Source organism: Subtercola boreus (assembly GCF_003399645.1).
GTDB classification, from domain to species: Bacteria; Actinomycetota; Actinomycetes; order Actinomycetales; family Microbacteriaceae; genus Subtercola; species Subtercola boreus_A.
Genome location: NZ_NBXD01000025.1, coordinates 103390 through 121218, shown reverse-complemented (window position 1 = coordinate 121218; position 17829 = coordinate 103390). Strand labels below are relative to the sequence as shown.

The 17829-nt window shown below is 69.2% G+C and carries 19 protein-coding genes and 1 pseudogene; 10 read left to right on the top strand and 10 right to left on the bottom strand.

The genetic code is table 11. The features are described from left to right. Positions 1-179 precede the first annotated feature (179 nt). On the bottom strand, positions 180-833 hold the full coding sequence (locus tag B7R24_RS13350; protein ID WP_116419457.1) for an NADPH-dependent F420 reductase: 654 nt from the start codon (positions 831-833) through the stop codon (positions 180-182). Between the two features lie 121 nt (positions 834-954). Here B7R24_RS13350 and B7R24_RS13345 point away from each other — a divergent pair, with 121 nt between their 5' ends. Next, positions 955-1347 carry a GntR family transcriptional regulator gene (locus tag B7R24_RS13345; RefSeq protein ID WP_116419456.1) on the top strand — a complete coding sequence of 131 codons (393 nt, stop codon included), beginning with the start codon at positions 955-957 and terminating at the stop codon, positions 1345-1347. A 49-nt stretch (positions 1348-1396) separates the two neighbouring features. Continuing rightward, the gene (locus tag B7R24_RS13340; protein WP_116419455.1) at positions 1397-1867 is read left to right on the top strand and encodes a DUF1348 family protein; all 471 of its coding nucleotides are present in this window, start codon (positions 1397-1399) and stop codon (positions 1865-1867) included. 24 nt (positions 1868-1891) lie between these two features. Here B7R24_RS13340 and B7R24_RS13335 read toward each other — a convergent pair whose 3' ends face one another. Beyond that, positions 1892-2443, bottom strand: coding sequence for a CGNR zinc finger domain-containing protein (locus B7R24_RS13335; protein WP_116419454.1), 552 nt, complete (start codon positions 2441-2443; stop codon positions 1892-1894). Positions 2444-2515: 72 nt separating this feature from the next. On the opposite strand from B7R24_RS13335, the gene B7R24_RS13330 reads away from it, so the two are divergent. Next, the gene (locus B7R24_RS13330) at positions 2516-3478 is read left to right on the top strand and encodes an EamA family transporter (RefSeq protein WP_116419453.1); all 963 of its coding nucleotides are present in this window, start codon (positions 2516-2518) and stop codon (positions 3476-3478) included. A gap of 153 nt (positions 3479-3631) precedes the next feature. Beyond that, positions 3632-4321, top strand: coding sequence for an enoyl-CoA hydratase/isomerase family protein (locus B7R24_RS18140; protein ID WP_116419452.1), 690 nt, complete (start codon positions 3632-3634; stop codon positions 4319-4321). A gap of 362 nt (positions 4322-4683) precedes the next feature. Here the strand turns inward: B7R24_RS18140 and B7R24_RS18135 are convergent. From B7R24_RS18135 to B7R24_RS13300, 5 genes and pseudogenes are all read right to left on the bottom strand, one after another. Beyond that, a pseudogene (locus B7R24_RS18135) lies at positions 4684-5109 on the bottom strand (alanine--tRNA ligase-related protein); the annotation flags it as partial. 84 nt (positions 5110-5193) lie between these two features. Beyond that, a complete protein-coding gene (locus tag B7R24_RS13315; RefSeq protein WP_147304041.1) occupies positions 5194-5706 on the bottom strand; it encodes a hypothetical protein in 513 nt (170 codons plus the stop codon). 12 nt (positions 5707-5718) lie between these two features. Beyond that, positions 5719-6117, bottom strand: coding sequence for a PPOX class F420-dependent oxidoreductase (locus B7R24_RS13310; protein WP_116419450.1), 399 nt, complete (start codon positions 6115-6117; stop codon positions 5719-5721). Between the two features lie 44 nt (positions 6118-6161). Beyond that, complete coding sequence (locus B7R24_RS13305; RefSeq protein ID WP_116419449.1) at positions 6162-7184, bottom strand: LLM class flavin-dependent oxidoreductase; 1023 nt, start codon at positions 7182-7184, stop codon at positions 6162-6164. Continuing rightward, positions 7178-8188: a hypothetical protein gene (locus B7R24_RS13300; RefSeq protein ID WP_116419448.1), complete on the bottom strand. Its 1011-nt coding sequence runs from the start codon at positions 8186-8188 to the stop codon at positions 7178-7180. The genes B7R24_RS13305 and B7R24_RS13300 overlap by 7 nt, the downstream gene beginning before the upstream one ends. Before the next feature lie 86 nt (positions 8189-8274). Between B7R24_RS13300 and B7R24_RS13295 the strand changes: the two genes are divergently transcribed. The 6 genes from B7R24_RS13295 (at position 8275) to B7R24_RS13270 (ending at position 13593) form a co-directional block, all read left to right on the top strand. Beyond that, complete coding sequence (locus tag B7R24_RS13295; protein WP_116419447.1) at positions 8275-9201, top strand: 5'-3' exonuclease; 927 nt, start codon at positions 8275-8277, stop codon at positions 9199-9201. Positions 9202-9446: 245 nt separating this feature from the next. Beyond that, positions 9447-10391 (top strand): zinc-ribbon domain-containing protein, encoded by a 945-nt coding sequence (locus B7R24_RS13290; protein WP_116419446.1) that lies wholly within the window; start codon positions 9447-9449, stop codon positions 10389-10391. A gap of 39 nt (positions 10392-10430) precedes the next feature. Then, a complete protein-coding gene (locus tag B7R24_RS13285) occupies positions 10431-10688 on the top strand; it encodes a hypothetical protein (RefSeq protein ID WP_116419445.1) in 258 nt (85 codons plus the stop codon). Positions 10689-10736: 48 nt separating this feature from the next. Then, entirely contained in the window at positions 10737-11531 is a 795-nt protein-coding gene (locus tag B7R24_RS13280; RefSeq protein WP_116419444.1) for a DNA-formamidopyrimidine glycosylase family protein, read from the top strand. A gap of 177 nt (positions 11532-11708) precedes the next feature. Next, on the top strand, positions 11709-12857 hold the full coding sequence (locus B7R24_RS13275; RefSeq protein WP_116419443.1) for an NADH:flavin oxidoreductase: 1149 nt from the start codon (positions 11709-11711) through the stop codon (positions 12855-12857). Positions 12858-12975: 118 nt separating this feature from the next. Continuing rightward, positions 12976-13593 (top strand): DUF1992 domain-containing protein, encoded by a 618-nt coding sequence (locus tag B7R24_RS13270; protein ID WP_253259461.1) that lies wholly within the window; start codon positions 12976-12978, stop codon positions 13591-13593. A 113-nt stretch (positions 13594-13706) separates the two neighbouring features. Here the strand turns inward: B7R24_RS13270 and heR are convergent, their stop codons facing one another. The 3 genes from heR to fdhD form a co-directional block, all read right to left on the bottom strand. Next, on the bottom strand, positions 13707-14471 hold the full coding sequence (heR, locus tag B7R24_RS13265; RefSeq protein ID WP_147304040.1) for a heliorhodopsin HeR: 765 nt from the start codon (positions 14469-14471) through the stop codon (positions 13707-13709). A 113-nt stretch (positions 14472-14584) separates the two neighbouring features. After that, positions 14585-16888, bottom strand: coding sequence for an FdhF/YdeP family oxidoreductase (locus B7R24_RS13260; protein WP_116419441.1), 2304 nt, complete (start codon positions 16886-16888; stop codon positions 14585-14587). Continuing rightward, complete coding sequence (gene fdhD, locus B7R24_RS13255; protein WP_116419440.1) at positions 16885-17763, bottom strand: formate dehydrogenase accessory sulfurtransferase FdhD; 879 nt, start codon at positions 17761-17763, stop codon at positions 16885-16887. The genes B7R24_RS13260 and fdhD overlap by 4 nt, the downstream gene beginning before the upstream one ends. Positions 17764-17829: the final 66 nt, after the last annotated feature.

Genomic DNA, 17829 nt, shown 5'->3' with positions numbered 1-17829 from the left:
CTTCAGGATGCCCCTGCCGCAACCCCACGTGTCACTCGCTGACAGCCCGCGCACGCCCCCGCACAAGCGCCCCCGCGCCCGCCCGTTTTGCGCAAAAGCACCCAAACCGTAGGTTGTGGGTGCTTTTGCGCAAAACGACTAGCGACGCTTCACGAAGAGTCGCGCCGGGTCGCGGGGTGTTACTCGGCGGTCGGGGTGGCGCGCACGGCCTTCGTGAGGTTCTCGACCAGCTCGTGCTTGTTCTGGCGCACGACGTAGGCGGGCTGGTCGCGCTCGACGCGCCAGCTCTCTGAGAGCGGGCCCACGTTGACGGTGTCGAAACCGATCTCGTCGTAGAGGGTGTTCACGAGCTCGGCGGCATCTTCGAAGTCGCTCGATGTGGCGAGGGCGCGGCGGTCGTCACTGCCGGCGGGCTTGCCGTCGGTCGTGATGTCCTTCGCCATGATGTGGTTGAAGCCCTTGGCGACCCTGCTGTCGGGGAGGTGACGCTGCAGCATGCCCGAGACGGTGTCGAGTCCGTTGTCGAGGGCGGGGATCTGGCCGTCGCGCTCGAAGTAGTAGTTGTTGGTGTCGATCACGATCTTGCCGGCGAGGGGCTCGACGGGCACGGCCTCGTAGGCCTTCAGGGGAACCGTCACGACGGCGAAGTCGGCGGCTTCCGCAGCCTCTGTGGCGGTGGCCGCGCGGGCTTTTGGTCCGAGGTCGGCGACGAGGTCGGCGAGGGTCTCGGGGCCCCGCGAGTTGCTGATGACGACGTCGTAGCCCGCCGTGATCGCCGCGCGTGCGACCTGGCTGCCGATGTGTCCTGCTCCGATGATTCCAATAGTTGTCATGAAGTAAGCAACGGTCGGAGGTCGTGCGGATATTCCGGCTTCCAGCGATCCGGAGGGTTGCCGGAGGGTTGCAGGAGGGTTGAGTGAGGGTTGCGGGAGGGCGGCGCGGTAGCGTGGCGGCATGGCCGCATCCACCCCCTCCGCGCAGAATCCCGGGCTCGATCTGCACATCAACCCGTCGGCACCCGAGGCGCCCTACGAGCAGGTGCGACTGCAGGTCGTCGAGGCGGTTCTGGCGGGCATCCTGGTTCCCGGAACGAAGCTGCCCACCGTACGAGCGCTCGCCGACCAGCTGGCCGTGGCCACCAACACCGTCGCCCGCAGCTACCGCGAGCTGGAGCGCGATGAGGTCATCGAGACCCGCGGCCGCAACGGCTCGTTCATTGCGGCGAGCGGCGACGGGCGTACGCGCCAGGGGCACGCGGCCGCGCTCGCGTTCGTGGAGCGGGTGCGCCAGTTGCAGCTGGGCGACGACGAGGCGCTCGAGCTCGTGCGGAGCGCGCTGCGGGCCTGAGGTTGCCGGGCGCTATCAGGCTGCCCTGCCGGTGAGTCACAATGGCCACATGGAAACCCGGCCCCCCGTTCCGCCTTTCACCCTGCAGACCGCGATCGAGAAAGCCCGCAAGGCCGAGGATGCGTGGAATTCCCGTGACCCGGCCCGGGTCTCGCTGGCGTACACCGAAGACAGCCGCTGGCGCAACCGCGACGTCTTCCTCGACGGACGCGGCGAGATCGTCGAGTTCCTCACGGCGAAATGGGCGCGCGAGAACGACTACCGCCTGATCAAGGAGGTCTGGGCTTTCGGTGACCACCGCATCGCGGTGCGCTTCGTCTATGAGTGGCACGACGCGGCTGGGCAGTGGTTTCGGTCGCACGGCAACGAGAACTGGGAGTTCAGCGAGCAGGGGCTGATGAGCATCCGGCACGCCAGCATCAACGATCGAGCTATCGACGGGTCGGAGCGGCTCTTCCGCTGGGAGGCGCCGGGGCCCCGCCCGGTCGATCACCCGGGGTTGAGCGAGCTGGGGCTCTGAGCCGACCCTCGTTTTCGGGCGGTGTCACGCCCGGGCGGCGCGTTCGCGGAACGCCACCATGTTCATCCGGTTGCCGCAGCGCACGCTGCAGAAGCGCTTCGACCCGTTGCGGGAGAGGTCGAGCAGCAGCCCGTCGCAGTCGAAGGCGTCGCAGGCGCGCAGCCGGGAGTTCTCATCGCTGCGGATCACATCGACGATCGCGAGGGCGACCTCGACCCGGATGCGCTCGGCCAGCGGAGCTTCAGGGTCGGTGGCGTGCAGGTGCCAGTCGAGGTTGTCGTGTCGAACAAGGTGGGGCAGAGCGCCCGCGTCGGAGAGCATTGCGTTGACTTCGGGCACGGCGTCGTCACGGTCGAGCAGCCAGATGCGGCGCAGGCGCTCACGTGTGAGCCGCACCTCGGCGAGCTCGGCCCCGTCGTGATCGATGCGGCCGGAGTACTGCCACGACGCCAGCATCACGCCGAGCTGTTCGGTCGTCGACAATTCGTCGAGGCCGCTCCTGGTGGCACCGGCGACGGTGTTCAGCAGATCGACGGTGAAGCCCAGAGCGTCCTCGGTGTCAGGGGTGAAATGCAAATTGACTCCTTACTCCCGGACACACTAGCGTCACTACCAGACAGCCGCAACACACACCGCGAGGAGCCCTCCATGAAGCCATCGACGTCGACCGGCCTGGTCATCGCCGTGCTGGCCGCCGCCACGTTCGGTGCCTCGGGGGCCTTCATCAAGCCGTTGCTCGAGGCCGGTTGGAGCCCGGCCGCCGCCGTCACGGTTCGCGCCCTCGTCGGCGGCGTGGTGCTGCTGCCGTTCGCGGTGTTCTCGCTCCGCGGGCGGTGGGATGCGCTCTGGCGGGCGCGCTGGCGCGTACTCGCGATGGCACTGGTGGGGGTGGCCGGCACGCAGGTGGTGTACTTCGCCGCGATCCAGCGCATACCGGTGGGAACGGGCATCCTGATCGAATACATGGCGCCGCTGCTGCTCGTCGCGAGCGTCTGGGCGATCAGCCGGCGCCGACCGAAGGTCGTAGTGCTCGTCGGGTCGGGCGTGGCGCTCGTCGGTCTGGTGCTGGTCGTGTCTCCGGGCGGTGGCGGGTCGATGGATGCCCTGGGCCTCGTCTTCGCGCTGGTCGCGATGGTCGGCTGTGCCCTCTACTACGTCATCGCGGCGCGGCCGAGCGACGGGTTGCCCGCCGTGGCGCTCGCCGGGTTCGGGCTGGTGCTGGGCGGAGTCGTGCTCGGTCTCGTCGGGCTGACGGGCGTACTGCCCTTCACCGCGACGTTCGGTGAGGTGTCGCTGTTCGGCGGGCAGGCCCCGTGGTGGCTTCCGCTGCTGATCGTGGGCGTGGTGAGCACGGCGATCGCCTACGCGACGAGCATCGCCGCGAGTGAGATGCTCGGGTCACGCCTCGCCTCGTTCGTCGGGCTGCTCGAGGTGGTGGCGGCGACGTTCTACGCGTGGCTGCTGCTCGGCGAGCAGCTCTCCGTGGGGCAGCTCGTCGGTGGGGCGCTCATTCTCGTCGGCATCGGGTTCGTGCGGTCGGAGAAGAGTGCGGAGCCGGGTGCGGGCGACGGTCAGGCCGCCTTCGACGCGGAGCAGTTCGCGAAGGCCTGAGCCAGCGAACCCCGGGCGCCGCGCCCGCGCCGGATCGCCGCCGCGACCTGCGCCGGATCGCCGCCGTCCGCGCCCACCCTGCCGGGCATCCGGATCCGCCGCCGAGTGGGTACGGTGGAGGAAAGGACACCGCAGTCGACACGGAGGAACCGCATGGAGTTGGATCGCATCGGAGAGGTCTTCGTGATTCGTCTCGACGAGGGTGAAAACCGGTTCGACCCGGGCTGGGTCGGCGACTACCTGCGGCTGCTCGACGAGGCCGAGGCGGCGACGGATGCTGCCGCGCTGGTCACCGCGGGCACCGGCAAGTTCTTCTCGAACGGGCTCGACCTCGAGTGGATCACCGCGCACCGCGCCGAGTCCGGCGCCCTGCTCGCGGATGTGCACGAGCTGCTCGCACGGGTGCTGGAGTCGAGCCTGCCGACGGTCGCCGCGGTGCAGGGGCACTGTTACGCCGCAGGCGCGATGCTCGCGATCGCTCACGACTTTCGTGTCATGCGTGAAGACCGGGGGTTCATCTGCCTTCCCGAGATCGACATCCGCATTCCGTTCACGCCGGGCATGGCCGACCTCGTCAGCGGCAAGCTCAGCCCGCAGACCGCTCGCGACGCGATGCTGTTCGGCACGCGCTACGCGGCTCCGGATGCCCGGCGGGCCGGCATTGTCGACGACGTGGCTCCGGCCGACGCCGCGGTCGACCGCGCGATCACGGTTGCCGCGGCCCTCGTGGGGAAGGATACGGCCACCCTCCGAGCGATCAAACAGACGGTGTACGCCCACCCCCTGGCGTCGCTGCGGAACACAGCCGCGAACACCCCGCTGCGCGGCGTCTTCGCGGACTGACCCCGCCCCCCCCGCTCCGCGCTCCGCCCGCTGCGCCCGCGCGCCGCGCCGCGCCGCGCCACGCGACCGCGCGCCGCGCCGCGCCGCGCCACGCGACTGCGCGTCGCACACCCGCGCGCAATGGGCGCCATTCCGGCGATCCGCCGCTGTATCTGCCGGGGGCCGCCGGAATCGTGTCCGTTGCGGAGCGCGGCGGGCGCGCGGCGCCCCGTCCCTTCCCCCTCGGAGCGCAACGGACTCAGTTTCGGCGATCTGCCGCCGTATCTGCCGAAGATCCCCGGAGTCGTGTCCGTTGCGGAGCGCGGCGGGCGCGCGGCGGGGAGGCCGCCGCGGGAGGGGAGCCGCTCGGCGAACACCGACTGCCAGATCGACGCCGCCTCGTCGTCGCGGGGGATGCCGTACTTGTCGTCGCCGAGGAAGCAGCTGACCGCGAGCTTCGTCGGGTCGAGGCCGACGACATCCACCAGGAACGTGAAGAACGCGCGGATCTGCTGCTCTTTGAAGTAGTCGCCGAGGCTCCAGTTGCCGAGCATCTCGAAGAAGGTGGTGTGGCGGTTGTCGCCGACCTCCTCGATGTCCTGGGCACGGAGGCACGGCTGGCTGTCGGCGAGCCTGATGCCCTCCGGGTGGTGTTCGCCGAGGAGGTACGGCAGCAGGGCCTGCATGCCGCTGCCGGTGAACAGCGTGCTGCCGTCGCCCTGCGGAACGAGGTTCGCCCGCGCGATGGCGACGTGGCCCCGGTCGCGCTGGAACCGCAGATAGGCGGTGCGGATGTCGTGTGCGTCCATGGGTCCCCCGGGTGTGGTGCGGCGTGCACTACACGGTGCCGCACCCGGATGCCCCCCGTCAACCGACGGGGCTTGAACGTCGGCCTACCTGATCTCGATGATCGGCCCGCGCCTGATCGCCGATTCGGCGAACCCGAAGGAGGCGCGGCCCGCGTCGCCGACGTGAATACGGAAGAGAGCCTGGTCGATGGTCACAGAGGGGAAGGTGAACGGAAAGAAGCACAGCCCCTGGCTCGTGTCGACGCTGCCGAAGAGCGGTTCGACCGTGCCGTCACCGAGGGTCGTGCTGGCCAGCACGGTGCCCCGGGTGTCGAGGAGCTGTACCTCAGAACCTGCGCTGACGTCTGCGAAGGCCCCGCGGGCTTCACACGCGAACTCGCCGGTCATGTACGAGTTCTGCAGACGGTCGACGTCGGCCTGCGTGAGGTCGGTGAGAGGCAGCGGGACGAACCCGGTGACGGCCCGTGTCGAGACGACGGACGGCGGAGCGGGAGAGGGTGCGGGCGGGCCGAGGGGCGCGAGCGGTGAACAGCCGGCCGTACCCAGAACGGCAACCACGAGCATCCACCGTGCGAGACCGGCTCGACGACTTCTCACGGCCGTGGGGCCCTACTGGTGAACGCTGTGTTCGAGGCTCATCACGAGGATGACGCGGTCGGCGGAGTCGGGCGGCGGGGTCTGCTCGGGGTTGCCGTAGCGCTTGCCGAGCACGACGTAGAACGCACCGGTGGGGTCGGGGATGACCTCACTGAGGCTGCCGCGCACCTCCAGGTAGCGGAACGGGTTCGACGGGTCGAACACGGCGAGACTCATCGACGGGTTCTGCTGCAGGTTGCGGAACTTCGCCCGCTTCGTCGTGTGGGTGAAGCGCAGTGTCTGGGCCCCGGCGTCGAACAGGTACCACATCGGGCTCACCTGCACGGTGTTGTCGGGTCGCACCGTTCCGAGTGAGCCGTAGTTCGGGTCTTCGAGCAGGTGGAGGTAGTCGGTGGGGATGTCAGCGGTCATGCGCCCAGCTTGGCACGCACGGCCGACACCGCGAAAGGGTGCCGCTAGCGCGCTGCGGGCGCCCAACCCAGGAGCGGCGCGAGGTGCTGGGCGATGTCGGTCACGATCTGCACATAGTCCTCGTGCTCGAACGAGAACGGCAGGGCGAACACCACCTCGTCGACCGCCTGGAATCCGGCATGCGCTCGCAGGGCATCCGCGATCTCCTCCGACGTTCCGACGATGTCGGGGGTGAACAGGATGCGCCCGGGGCCCTGCGGGGTGAGGGTTCTCGCGAAGCGGCTCTCAGCGTAGGCGTGATACCTCGCGCGCTGGTCGGGCGTCGCGCTGTCTGTCGGGATCACGACGAGCCCCTGCGAGGCCCTGGCCGCGTCGCCGAGCGGATGCTTCGAACGGAACAGGTCGATCTGCGCCCGTTGGATGCGGGCGAAGTCGTCGTCTTCCTCGGCCCGGACCACGCTGCTGCTGAGCAGGTTGAGGCCCTGCTCGCCGGCCCACCCGGCGGACTCGAGCCCGGCGGCCCCGTACCAGATGCGCTCGGCGAGACCCTGTGCGAACGGCTGGATGCGCGGGGAGTACGCCTCGATGCCCTCGGTGCCGGCGAACGTGCTCACCGACTCGCCGCGGAGGTTCGCGAGCAACCGTTCGAGGCGTTCGCGGCCGAAGTTCTCGGTGTCGAACGAGTCGGGGAAGAGATGCTCCCTGATCGCATCGAAGTGGGTGGGAGGTCCCACGCTGAAGCCCGGGTTGAGGCGGCCGCGGCTCAGCACATCCACGGTGGCGAGGTCTTCGGCGAGGCGGAAGGGGTTCTCGAAGCCGAGCGGGATGACCGCCGTGCCCAGCTCGATGTGGCGGGTGCGCTGGGAGGCGGCCGCGAGCACGGCGACGGGGGAGGAGATGCCGAACTGCAGGTGGCGGTCCCGCAGCCAGGCGCTGTCGTAGCCGAGTTGCTCGCCCAGCTCGATGATCTGCAGGGTGCCCTCGTGGCCACCGTACGGGTCATGCTCGTCGAAGAACCCGATGGTGAGGAAGCCGAGCCTGGTGAGCGGGCGGGAGCTGGTCACGATGCCACCGGGCCCGGTGCGTCGGTCAGAAGGTGCGCATGCTCCGCCGCATACCGGCGGGCGCGGCGGATGCGCACGACCAACAGCGGCACCAGAACGAGCAGCGCGACGACGAGGAACAGGGGAAGCCCGATGGCGAAGGGCGAGGTGCGCCCCGACGCGATCGACTGCACCTGCCCGAGTCCCAGCCCGAGATAGAGCAGCACGAAATAGCCGATCTGGAAGGACAGGATGACGCTCATCACCGCGGCGTATTTCGTCGCCAGGGTTGTCTCCCGATCATCCAACTCGATACTCTTCCGACGCAGCACGACCATGCCGAATTTGCGCGTCAGCCCCAGGTCGCGGTCGGTGATGCTGCGGAGCTGCCTGTTCAGCGGGAGCGAGACGATGATGCCGGCGAACGCCGAGGCGATGCTGGCGAACTGCGCAGACGTCAGCAGCGCGCGGCCGAACCCCGAGAGGTCGGCACGGGCCTGCAGCACCGCCCCGAAGACGACCAGGCCGATCACCAGGAACCCGGCGAAGGTCGCGGCGATGATGACGATCTTGCGCATGATCTCGCGGTGCTCGATGGGGCGCCAGTCGTCTTTCGGATGCGGCCTGGCCTCATCGCGCCGCAGCAACCAGGGACCGACCAGCCGCGCCGCGACCATCAGAACGGCGGCCACGACGATGAAGAGCACGGGAATCCAGAGGGGTGCGCCCGTGATCACGCTGTACAGGATGATCGCTGCGACCCCGAGCACATCCAGACCCAGTACGACGAGCGTGAAGCGGCGGAAGTACCGCTTGGCGTCGTCGGACCTCCGTACGTTCCAGTAGGCGGTGAGAGAGCCGAGCAGCACCGGGCCATAGATGAAGACCGAGATCGCGCCGACCGCGAGCGCGATGGCGAGTGTGCTGCCGGTGAGGGGCCGCGGGGTGTTGAACGCGACCACCAGGGTGCCGCCGAGCATCAGGGCGGTCGCAATGACGATGGTCAGGATGTATGCGACAACTCGCATCGGTGCGCCTCTCGAACGGCCGGCCGGGGAGTTCGGCGCGGAGGGTTTCATCCTACGAGGCGGGCGGGGCGTGGGATGATCGGGGGGTGACTGAGCGACTGATGCTCCTGGATACCGCCTCCCTCTACTTTCGCGCCTTCTACGGAGTGCCCGACACGGTCCGTGCGCCCGACGGATCACCGATCAACGCCGTGCGCGGCCTGCTCGACATGATCACCAAGCTGGTGTCCGAGTTCGGGCCCACTTCGCTGATCGCCTGCTGGGATGACGCCTGGCGCCCCCAGTGGCGGGTCGACCTCATTCCGAGCTACAAGCAGCACCGTGTGGCCGAGGAGGTCGACGGCGGGGTCGACGTCGAGGAGGTTCCCGAGCAACTCACCCAGCAGCTCCCTCTCATTCGGCAGATGCTCGAGGTCTACGGCGTACCGATCGTGGGAGTGGCCGACCATGAGGCCGACGACATCATCGGGAGTTTCGCGAGCCAGGCATCCGGCCCTGTCGATGTCGTCACCGGCGACCGAGACCTGTTCCAGCTGGTGGACGATGCGAAAGGCGTTCGCGTCATCTACACCGCCCGCGGCATGAGCCGGCTCGAGGTGGTGACCGACAGCGTGATCCAGAAGAAGTACGGCATCACCCCCCGGCAGTACGTGGACTTCGCTGTGCTGCGCGGCGACGCCTCCGACGGGCTTCCGGGTGTGGCCGGCATCGGAGAGAAGACGGCGAGCACTCTGCTGGGCGAGCACGGCGACCTCGCCGGCATCATCGACGCGGCCCAGGATGCCCGTTCGACCGTGAGCGCATCGGTGCGCTCGAAGCTCAGCGCGGCATCCGCCTACCTCGAGGTGGCCCCGCGCGTCGTCGAAGTCGTTCGCGACCTCGATTTCGGCGACGTGGATGCCCGCATCAGCCCCCTCTCGCAATCCCGCCTGGGCGCCGCAGCCGACTTCGCGTCGACCTGGGGTCTCGGCAGCACTGCCCGCCGCGCGCTGGCTGCCCTCGGCAACGCCTGACCGGCGGCCCGGCCCGCCGCGCGCTGGCCGCCCTCCCACCCCCAACCGGCGGTCCGGCCCGTCGCGCGCTGGCCGCCCTCCCATCCCCACCGGCGGTCCGGCCCGCCGCGCGCTGGCCGCCCTCCCACCCCACCTCCCACCCCACCGCCCATCCGTACCCCCCGCCGCTCCGCCGCTCCTCCACCCGCCGTGCCGCGAGCCGATGTCGGAGGGTGCGGATACGTTCGCCGCGGAGAGGGGGCCGGATGCCGGAGAACATCGAGGCGTGGTGGTCGAGGCGGCAGCGTTCCAAGGGACTGGCGGTGCCCTATCCGATCGGCGCCTACCGCTCGGAGTGGGAACGGTACCCCGTGCTCGCGCGGCAGTTCCACCCCGATCTCAACCGCAACATCACGCTGACGCAGATTCCGCCGGCCGCCGAGGTCTACCTCACCTGGCAGTGCGACGCCGGCCACCTCTTCGTAGCGACGCCCGACGAGCAACGCCATCGCCCCGGGCGGGTGCGCCGCCGGTCATCCTGGTGCCCGGAGTGCCTCGCGCTGGCAGCCCCGAAGCGCATCGTGACCCGCGCTGATGCCCCCGCCGCCGGGCAGGCAGCGCCCGGGCGTGTGGCGACAAGACCGGCGTCGTCCCGGCAGGCAGCTGACGGGATGCCGCGTTCCGCGGTCGCGGCAGAACGCCCGAGCAGGGTCGACCCGGCCCCGCCGCACGCGTCCGCGCCGGCCGGTTCGTGCGCGGTGAGGTCGCCGGCGCCGGGTGAGGCATTCCACAGCGGACGTGCGCCCCGACCCGCCTCCGCAGCAGAGGGAGAGCTGCGGCAGCGGCTCGCAGCGCGGCTCGATCTCGACCTCCGGGCGTTCAACGCGGTGAAGGTTCGGCGGGCGTTCTTCACGCACAGCGAGGTCTGGCCCGACATCGTCATGCCCGAGCTGCGGGTAGCGATCGAGTACGACACGATCGGAAAGTTCGGTCTGGAACACGTGGGTACCCGGGAGGCTGCCGACCGCCGCAAGGACCGTTTGCTGCGGGAGGTCGGGTGGGAGGTGATCCGGGTGCGCTGCGGCAAGCTGCAACCGCTCGGCGACCATGATCTGGTCGCCGGGGGAGTGACCGCAACACTGATCGAGCGCATCATCGAGACGCTGCGGGAACTCCGCGGCGACCTGTTCGTGAACGCCTACCTGCAGTGACCGCCCTGGCGCCCAGCGGTGCGGCGTAGGGTGGGCGCGATGACCGACACTGCAGCGACCGACTTTCCGCCCGACACCCCGGGACCCGATTCCTCCGGCGACCCGGGCACCGCGCCGTACGCGCTCCTGCTGCGGGGGACGAACACCGCGGCGCACGGCGTGCAGGTGGCGCTGCCCCGGGGCAGCGACGGTGAGCCCGAACGCATCCTCCGCTTCCAGGGGGAGGCCTGGGAGCTGCTGACGCAATCGGTCACGCGCGGCGGTTTCTACGAGTACGGCAACCCCCGTACGCTCTGACGGCGGCCCGCAGCATCCGGTGTCGGCGCCCGGTGTTACGGTTCTCGGGTGCCCGAGGGAGACAGCGTTCACCGCCTCGCCGCGCGGCTGCGCACGGCCCTGGTCGGCGGGCAGGTCGTCGAGGGAGAGCTGAGGTCGGGCCCGCAGGCCGGCCACCGCCTCACAGGCGTCACGGTGACCGAGATCGATACGCACGGCAAGCATCTGCTCACCCGTTTCGACGACGCGACCACCCTGCACACCCATCTGCGCATGCAGGGCAGCTGGAGCATCACGCGGCCCGGCCGCACCCTCCCGCGGAACGTGGTCGCGACCGTGCGCGTGCGCCTGCGATTCGCAGACGGTCGCACCGCCTGGGGTATCGACATGCCCGTGGTCGAGCTGTTCCCCACCCGGCGGGAGGGTGACGTCATCGGTCATCTGGGGCCTGATCCGCTGCGGGCCGACTGGGATGCCCGGGAGGCCGTCCGGCGACTGGCACGCGAGCCCGACCGGGCACTCGTCGTCGCGCTGCTCGATCAGCGAAACCTCGCCGGGCTCGGAAACCTCTGGGTGAACGAGGTCGCGTTCCTCCGGGGCGTGCATCCGTTCGCCCCCGTCCGTGATGTCGACCTCGATGCGCTGGTCGCGCTGGCGGCGCGCGCCCTGCGCATCTCGGCGACCGTGCCGGGCATGTACCAGGTCACCACCGGGCGACAGGTGCGCGGAGAGAGCCACTGGGTGGCGGGTCGGGCCGGCCGGCCGTGCCTGCGCTGCGGCACGATCATCCGGGTCAGGGAGGAGGTGCGCGCCGACCCCGAGCAGCGCCGGACCTGGTGGTGCCCGCACTGCCAGCCCGCCTGACCCGCCCACCCCGCACCCCCCGCACCCTGCCCGTATCCCGCCCTCCCCGCACCCCGTCCGCAGTGCCGCCCCGCACCCGCCCCGCACTCCGCCCGCCCCGCCCCCGCGAGCCTTGATCCCGCATCCGCCGCCTGCAGCCCGGGGAATCATCCGCAACCCTCTCGCGTTCGACCCCCTATGACGAACGCGACCACCACCACCACCGACCCTCTCATCGGCACCCTCCTCGACGGCATCGACCCCGCGCCTCTCTTCACACCCTTCACCGCGGGCGAGCTGACTCTGTCGAACAGGTTCGTGATGGCGCCGATGACCCGGGCGTTCTCACCCGACGGCGTTCCGGGCGACGATGTGCGCGACTACTATGCGCGCCGGGCCGCCGGCCTCGGGCTGATCGTCACCGAGGGAACCTACATCGATCATCCGTCCGCCGGATCGAGCGACCGCATCCCGCTCTTCTACGGCGACGCGGCGCTTGCGGGCTGGAAGAGGGTCGTCGACGCAGTGCACGCCGAGGGAGGGCGCATCTTTCCGCAGCTCTGGCACCTGGGCGTGACGCGGTCGGAGGGAGCCGCTCCGCATCCGGAGGCTCCCGTGATCAGCCCCTCCGGTCTGCGCTCCGATGGTTCGGCCAAGGGCGAGGCCGCGTCGACGAAGGACATCGACGACATCATCGCGGCGTTCGTGCAGGGTGCTCTGGACGCACAGCGCATCGGCTTCGACGGTATCGAGCTGCACGGAGCGCACGGCTACCTGCTCGACCAGTTCCTCTGGTCGAAGACGAACCGTCGCGGCGACCGTTTCGGCGGATCGACTTCGAACCGCTCGCAGCTCGCGGCCGAGGTCGTCTCGGCGATCCGCTCCGAGGTGGGCCCCCACTTTCCCATCGACTTCCGTTTCTCGCAGTGGAAGGGCAACGACTACGGCGCCCGCATCGCCTCGACCCCCGAGGAGCTCGACCAGATCCTCGTCCCCCTCGTCGACGCCGGCGTCTCGATGCTGCACGCCTCGACCCGCCGCTACTGGCTGCCCGAGTTCGACGATTCGACCCGCACCCTCGCCGGCTGGACGAAGCACCTCACCGGCCTGCCCACTATCGCCCTCGGCTCCATCGGTGTCTCGGCACCGTTCCTCGGCGGCGACGAAGAATCGCAGTCGACCCTCAGCATCGCCCCGCTCGTCGAGCTGTTCGAACAGGGCGAGTTCGATCTCGTGGCCCTCGGCCGTTCGGTGATGTCCGACCCGGAGTTCACCGGGAAGATCCGTACGGGTCGAGCCGCCGACATCCGCGCGTACGAGAAGGGCCACGAGTCGACGCTCTACTGAACGCAGCCGGCGGCGAGTGGATGACCGGCTGCACCCGCTGGGCGGGAGCCGGTCATCCACTCGCCGTTCGTCGTCAAGCGTCTCGACGATCGGTGTGCCGAAACTTAGGCTGGAAACTGTGAGCGAGAGAAAGAAGCGGAGCGACGCCCGCCTCAACGTGGCCCGGTACCGTGTCGATGGTTCGCTGCCCGCCGGGGAACAGGGCGCGGAGTCCGCAGAAGCGGCCGACGACGACACCGCGCTCGCCGGCCAGCGGTCCATGGAGGCCCGGGCGCAGTTCGTCGAGATCTCGATCCAGCAGGCGATGCGGCGAGGCGAGTTCGACAACCTGCCGGGCGCGGGCAAGCCGCTTCGTAACCTGCACGATGCCTACGATCCGAACTGGTGGATCAAGCAGAAGATCGAGCGCGAGAACATCACCGGGCTCGGGCCCCCTGCCCTGACGCTGCGGAGCGAGAACGCCGAGCTTGACGGAAGACTCGATGCGGCTCCGTCGGAGAAGCGGGTGCGGGAGCTTCTGGCCGACTTCAATGCACGGGTGGTCGAGGCGCGTCGGCAACTCAAGGGCGGGCCACCGGTGGTGACGCCACCTCGGGATGTCGAGGCGGAAGTGCAGCGCTGGCACGAGCGTCGCAACGAGCGCTATCGCGCGGCTCAGGAACAGCGCGCGGCAGACGAGGCCGCATTCCGCGCCCTCTCCTGGCGCGATCGCCGCCGCGCGCGCCGCACACCCTGACGCGCTGCGCCCATCGATCACGCTTCCTGGGCGGAGGGAGACAGGCGGAGAGGGGAAAGGCGAAAGGGAGACAGGCGGAGGGGGGAGAGGCGAAAGGGAGAGGGGCGATCGGGTCAGGCAGGGAGCACGACGGCGAGCACGACCAGCCAGGCGAAGACGGAGGTGCTGGCGAGGCTGAGCAGGGTGTGCATCCGTTCGCCGTACCCGCGCCACTGGATGATGGCGAACGCGGCGGCGAACGCGAGCATGACGAGGGTGATGACCCGCACGATCGCCGACGGTGGGTCACCCACCACGCCGGCTCCGATCTGTTGGAAGGCGATGATGCCCCACGGCACGATTCCGAGGGCCGCGCCGAAGCACAGCGCGAGCTTCGGATGCCCGGCCCCCACTGCAGACCGCTCCTCCAGCAGGGTGAAGAGCACCATTCCGCTGGTCGCGGCGTAGCTGAGGACGAGTGCTCCGACGTCGGTGACGCCGTTCAGCTGCGCGACGAGGAAGACGGTGATCGACGCGGTCAGGGAGTATTCGACCCACCGGGCAGTGTGCGGGCGACCCGAGCTGCCGGCTGCCGAAGGGGCCGGGCCAGCCGCAACCAGTCGGGCCACCGCGACCAGCGCACAGAGCACCACGACCGCGGAACCGACATCCACCTGCGCCAGAGTCACCCGCACGGGCTCCCCGGCTGCATGCGCGCCGCCACCCGCGAACGCGGCAGTCACCGGCAACACGACCGTGGTGTGCGCGGTTTGCAGAAGAGCGGTCAGTACGACCGCCTCGACGGCGAGCAGCACTCCGGCGACGGCGGCCAGGCGTCGCCCTGCCGCGTCGACGGCGGCTACGGTGGTCTCGTCCCGCGCACCGCGGTCGCGCGCCACCGTCAAACCCCGCCCACGGCGCCCATCGCGGTCACGCCGCGCCCATCGCGGTCATACCGCGCGCACATCCCGCCCACCACGGTCACGCCGCGCCCACGCGCAGCCCATCGTGGTCACGCCGCACCCGCGGCCACCTTCTCGAGTCGCACCACGACCGCTTTGGACACGGGCGTGTTGCTCTCGAGCGCGGCGCTGGCGAGCGGAATCAGCACATTGGCCTCGGGGAAGTACGCCGCGGCGCACCCCTTCGCTGTCGGGTACGACACGACCCGGTAGCCGCGAAGCTCCCGGTCGGGCTCGTCTTTCCACTCGCTGAAGATGTCGACCGTGTCACCGTCGGCCAGTCCGAGTTCGGTGAGGTCGTCAGGGTTCACGAAGACGACGTTGCGGCCCTTCTTGATTCCGCGATAGCGGTCGTTGAGGCTGTAGATCGTCGTGTTGAACTGGTCGTGCGAGCGCATCGTCTGCAGGATGAGCCGCCCCGCGGGCCGCTCGATCAGCTCGAGCTCGTTGACCGTCAGCATCGCCTTGCCCGTCGCCGTATCGAACGTGCGGGAGTCTCGGGGACCGTTGGGGAGAACGAATCCACCCTTCTTTCGAACGTCGGTGTTGAAGTTCTCGAATCCCGGAACGACGCGCGAGATCGAGTCGCGGATGGTGTCGTAGTCGCTCTCGAAGGCCTCCCAGTCGATGGGCCCGTCGTCGCCCAGCACGGCCCGTGCGAGCCGCGTCACGATCGACACCTCTGAGAGGAGGTTCGTCGAGACCGGGGGCACCGCCCCGTGCGTCGCGTGCACGGCGCAGACCGTGTCTTCGACCGAGAGGAACTGCGGACCGGCCTTCTGCAGGTCGACCTCCGTGCGCCCCATCGTCGGCAGGATCAGCGCCTCCTCACCGATCACCGCGTGCGAGCGGTTGAGCTTCGTCGAGACCTGCACCGTCATCTCGGTGCCGCGCATCGCCGCCTCTGCGGCGGCGGTGTCGGAGATGGCGGCGACCAGGTTGCCGCCGAGACCGAACCAGAACTTGATCTCCCCGCGCTGCATGGCCTCGATGCCCTTGACCGAGTCCACCCCGTGTTCGCGCGGCGAGGTGATGCCGAACTCCGCATCGAGCGCGTCGAGGAACGTGTCGGACATCTGCTCCCAGACGCCCATCGTGCGGTCGCCCTGCACGTTGCTGTGACCGCGGATCGGCGAGGCGCCGGCCCCCGGCTTGCCGATGTTGCCGCGCAACAGCAGCAGGTTGATGAGGTCGCGCAGGGTGTCGACCGACTTGCGGTGCTGCGTCAGTCCCATCGCCCAGGTGATGATCGTGCGCTCCGAGGCGATGTAACGCGCGGCGAGCTCGTCGATCTCGGCGGAGGTCAACCCAGTGGCCTCAAGCACGGTGTCTTCGGAGAGGGTTGAGAGGTGGGTGCGCGGAGCATCCAGCCCGACCGTGTAGGTCGACAGGAACTCGTGGTCGAGCACAGTACCGGGGTGTGCGTCTTCGGCCTCGAGCACGCGCTTCGAGAGGGCCTGCAGCAGCGCCATGTCGCCCCCGAGCCGGATCTTCAGAAACTGGTCGGCGATGGCGGTACCGCGGCCCACGATGCCGCGCGCATTCTGAGGGTTCTTGTAGCGCAGCAGCCCGGCCTCGGGCAGCGGGTTCACTGCAACGATCTTCGCGCCTTTGCGTTTGGCGTCTTCGAGGGCGGTCAACATGCGCGGATGATTCGTGCCCGGGTTCTGGCCCATGATGATGATCAGGTCGGTGGCCAGGAAGTCGTCGTAGGCGATCGTCGACTTGCCCACACCGATGGTCTCGCTCAGAGCCGTTCCGGTGGATTCGTGGCACATGTTCGAGCAGTCGGGCAGATTGTTCGTGCCGAAGGCGCGCACGAAGAGCTGGTAGACGAAGGCTGTCTCGTTCGCCGCACGCCCACTCGTGTAGAACGCTGCTTCGTCGGGCGAATCGAGCCCCTTCAGCTTGTCGGCGATCAGCGTGAAGGCCTTCTGCCAGCTGACCGGCTCGTAGTGGTCGCTCCCCGCCGGCTTGTAGACGGGCTCGACGAGTCGCCCCTGCATGCCCAGCCAGTACTCCGACTTGTCGAGCAGATCGGTCACGGAGTGCTCGGCCCAGAACGAGGTGGGCACAGTGACCGGAGTGGCCTCCCAGGTGATCGCCCGGGCACCGTTCTCGCAGAACTCGGCCACCTTGCGGTGGTCGGGGTCGGGCCAGGCGCAGCTCATGCAGTCGAAGCCGTCTTTCTGGTTCACCGAGGTGAGCAGCTTCAGGCTGCGACCGACGCCCATCTCGATGATGGCCGGTTCGCTCGCCGAGTAGATGGCGGGCAGCCCGACGGCCCACTTCTCGGGCGGATGCACGGTGAGACCGTCGTAGTTCGGGTCGACGACGGGGGGTTTGCGGCTCATCGGGCGGTCTCTTTCTCGAGGGCGGGGGTCGGGGCGAGGACGAACGTGTCATCCACCCGTTCTGTGCGGGTGTAGACGTTCATCGACGACCCGCGGAGGAACCCGACGAGGGTGATGCCCACCTCGGCGGCGAGTTCGGCGGCGAGCGACGACGGGGCCGAAACAGCGGCGAGCACGGGAATGCCGGCCATCGAAGCCTTCTGCACCAGCTCGAAGCTGGCGCGCCCCGACACCATGAGCACCATTCCCCGAAGAGGGAGCAGGCCAGCCGTGAGCGCCCAGCCGATGACTTTGTCGACAGCGTTGTGCCGGCCGACGTCTTCGCGAAGCACCAGCAGTTCGCCCGTCGCGGCGTCGAACAGTCCGGCGGCGTGCAGTCCACCCGTCTTCTCGAAAACGTCCTGGCCGGCCCGCAGCCGGTCGGGGAGGGTCGCGAGCAGGGCCGCATCCACCACCACGTCATCGCTCGCCGTCTCGAACTTCGAGAGCGTTCGCACGGCATCGATGCTCGCTTTGCCGCAGATGCCGCAGGAACTGGTGGTGAAGAAGTTCCGTTCCAGACTCGGGTCGGGTGGAGCGACTCCGGCGGCGAGCACGACATCGAGCACGTTGTAGGTGTTGAGTCCCTCGTCGGTCGCGCCCGCGCAGTACCGGGCCGTGGCGAAGTCGTCGGCGCGGGAGATGACACCCTCCGAGACCAGGAAGCCTGCCGCGAGATCGAAATCGTGGCCGGGCGTTCGCATCGTGATGGCGAGTGCGGTGCCACCGACGCGGATCTCGAGTGGCTCCTCTGCGGCGAGAAGGTCTTCCCGCGCCCGGGAGGGTTCACCGATCGTCACTCGTTTGATCCGACGTCTCACGGTGATTCTTCCCATGTGCTCAGGACTATCACCGAAACCCTGTGTTTACAACGCGGGTGCTCGGGCTTGCGGTGTGTGCTC

Coding starts and splice junctions, on each gene's coding strand:
- B7R24_RS13330 (WP_116419453.1), top strand. CDS start 2,516: ATGAAGCCATCGACGTCGACCGGCCTGGTCATCGCCGTGCTGGCCGCC.
- B7R24_RS18140 (WP_116419452.1), top strand. CDS start 3,632: ATGGAGTTGGATCGCATCGGAGAGGTCTTCGTGATTCGTCTCGACGAG.
- B7R24_RS13285 (WP_116419445.1), top strand. CDS start 10,431: ATGACCGACACTGCAGCGACCGACTTTCCGCCCGACACCCCGGGACCC.
- B7R24_RS13260 (WP_116419441.1), bottom strand. CDS start 16,888: ATGAGCCGCAAACCCCCCGTCGTCGACCCGAACTACGACGGTCTCACC.
- B7R24_RS13290 (WP_116419446.1), top strand. CDS start 9,447: ATGCCGGAGAACATCGAGGCGTGGTGGTCGAGGCGGCAGCGTTCCAAG.
- B7R24_RS13310 (WP_116419450.1), bottom strand. CDS start 6,117: ATGACCGCTGACATCCCCACCGACTACCTCCACCTGCTCGAAGACCCG.
- B7R24_RS13275 (WP_116419443.1), top strand. CDS start 11,709: ATGACGAACGCGACCACCACCACCACCGACCCTCTCATCGGCACCCTC.
- B7R24_RS13350 (WP_116419457.1), bottom strand. CDS start 833: ATGACAACTATTGGAATCATCGGAGCAGGACACATCGGCAGCCAGGTC.
- fdhD (WP_116419440.1), bottom strand. CDS start 17,763: ATGGGAAGAATCACCGTGAGACGTCGGATCAAACGAGTGACGATCGGT.
- B7R24_RS13345 (WP_116419456.1), top strand. CDS start 955: ATGGCCGCATCCACCCCCTCCGCGCAGAATCCCGGGCTCGATCTGCAC.
- B7R24_RS13340 (WP_116419455.1), top strand. CDS start 1,397: ATGGAAACCCGGCCCCCCGTTCCGCCTTTCACCCTGCAGACCGCGATC.
- B7R24_RS13300 (WP_116419448.1), bottom strand. CDS start 8,188: ATGCGAGTTGTCGCATACATCCTGACCATCGTCATTGCGACCGCCCTG.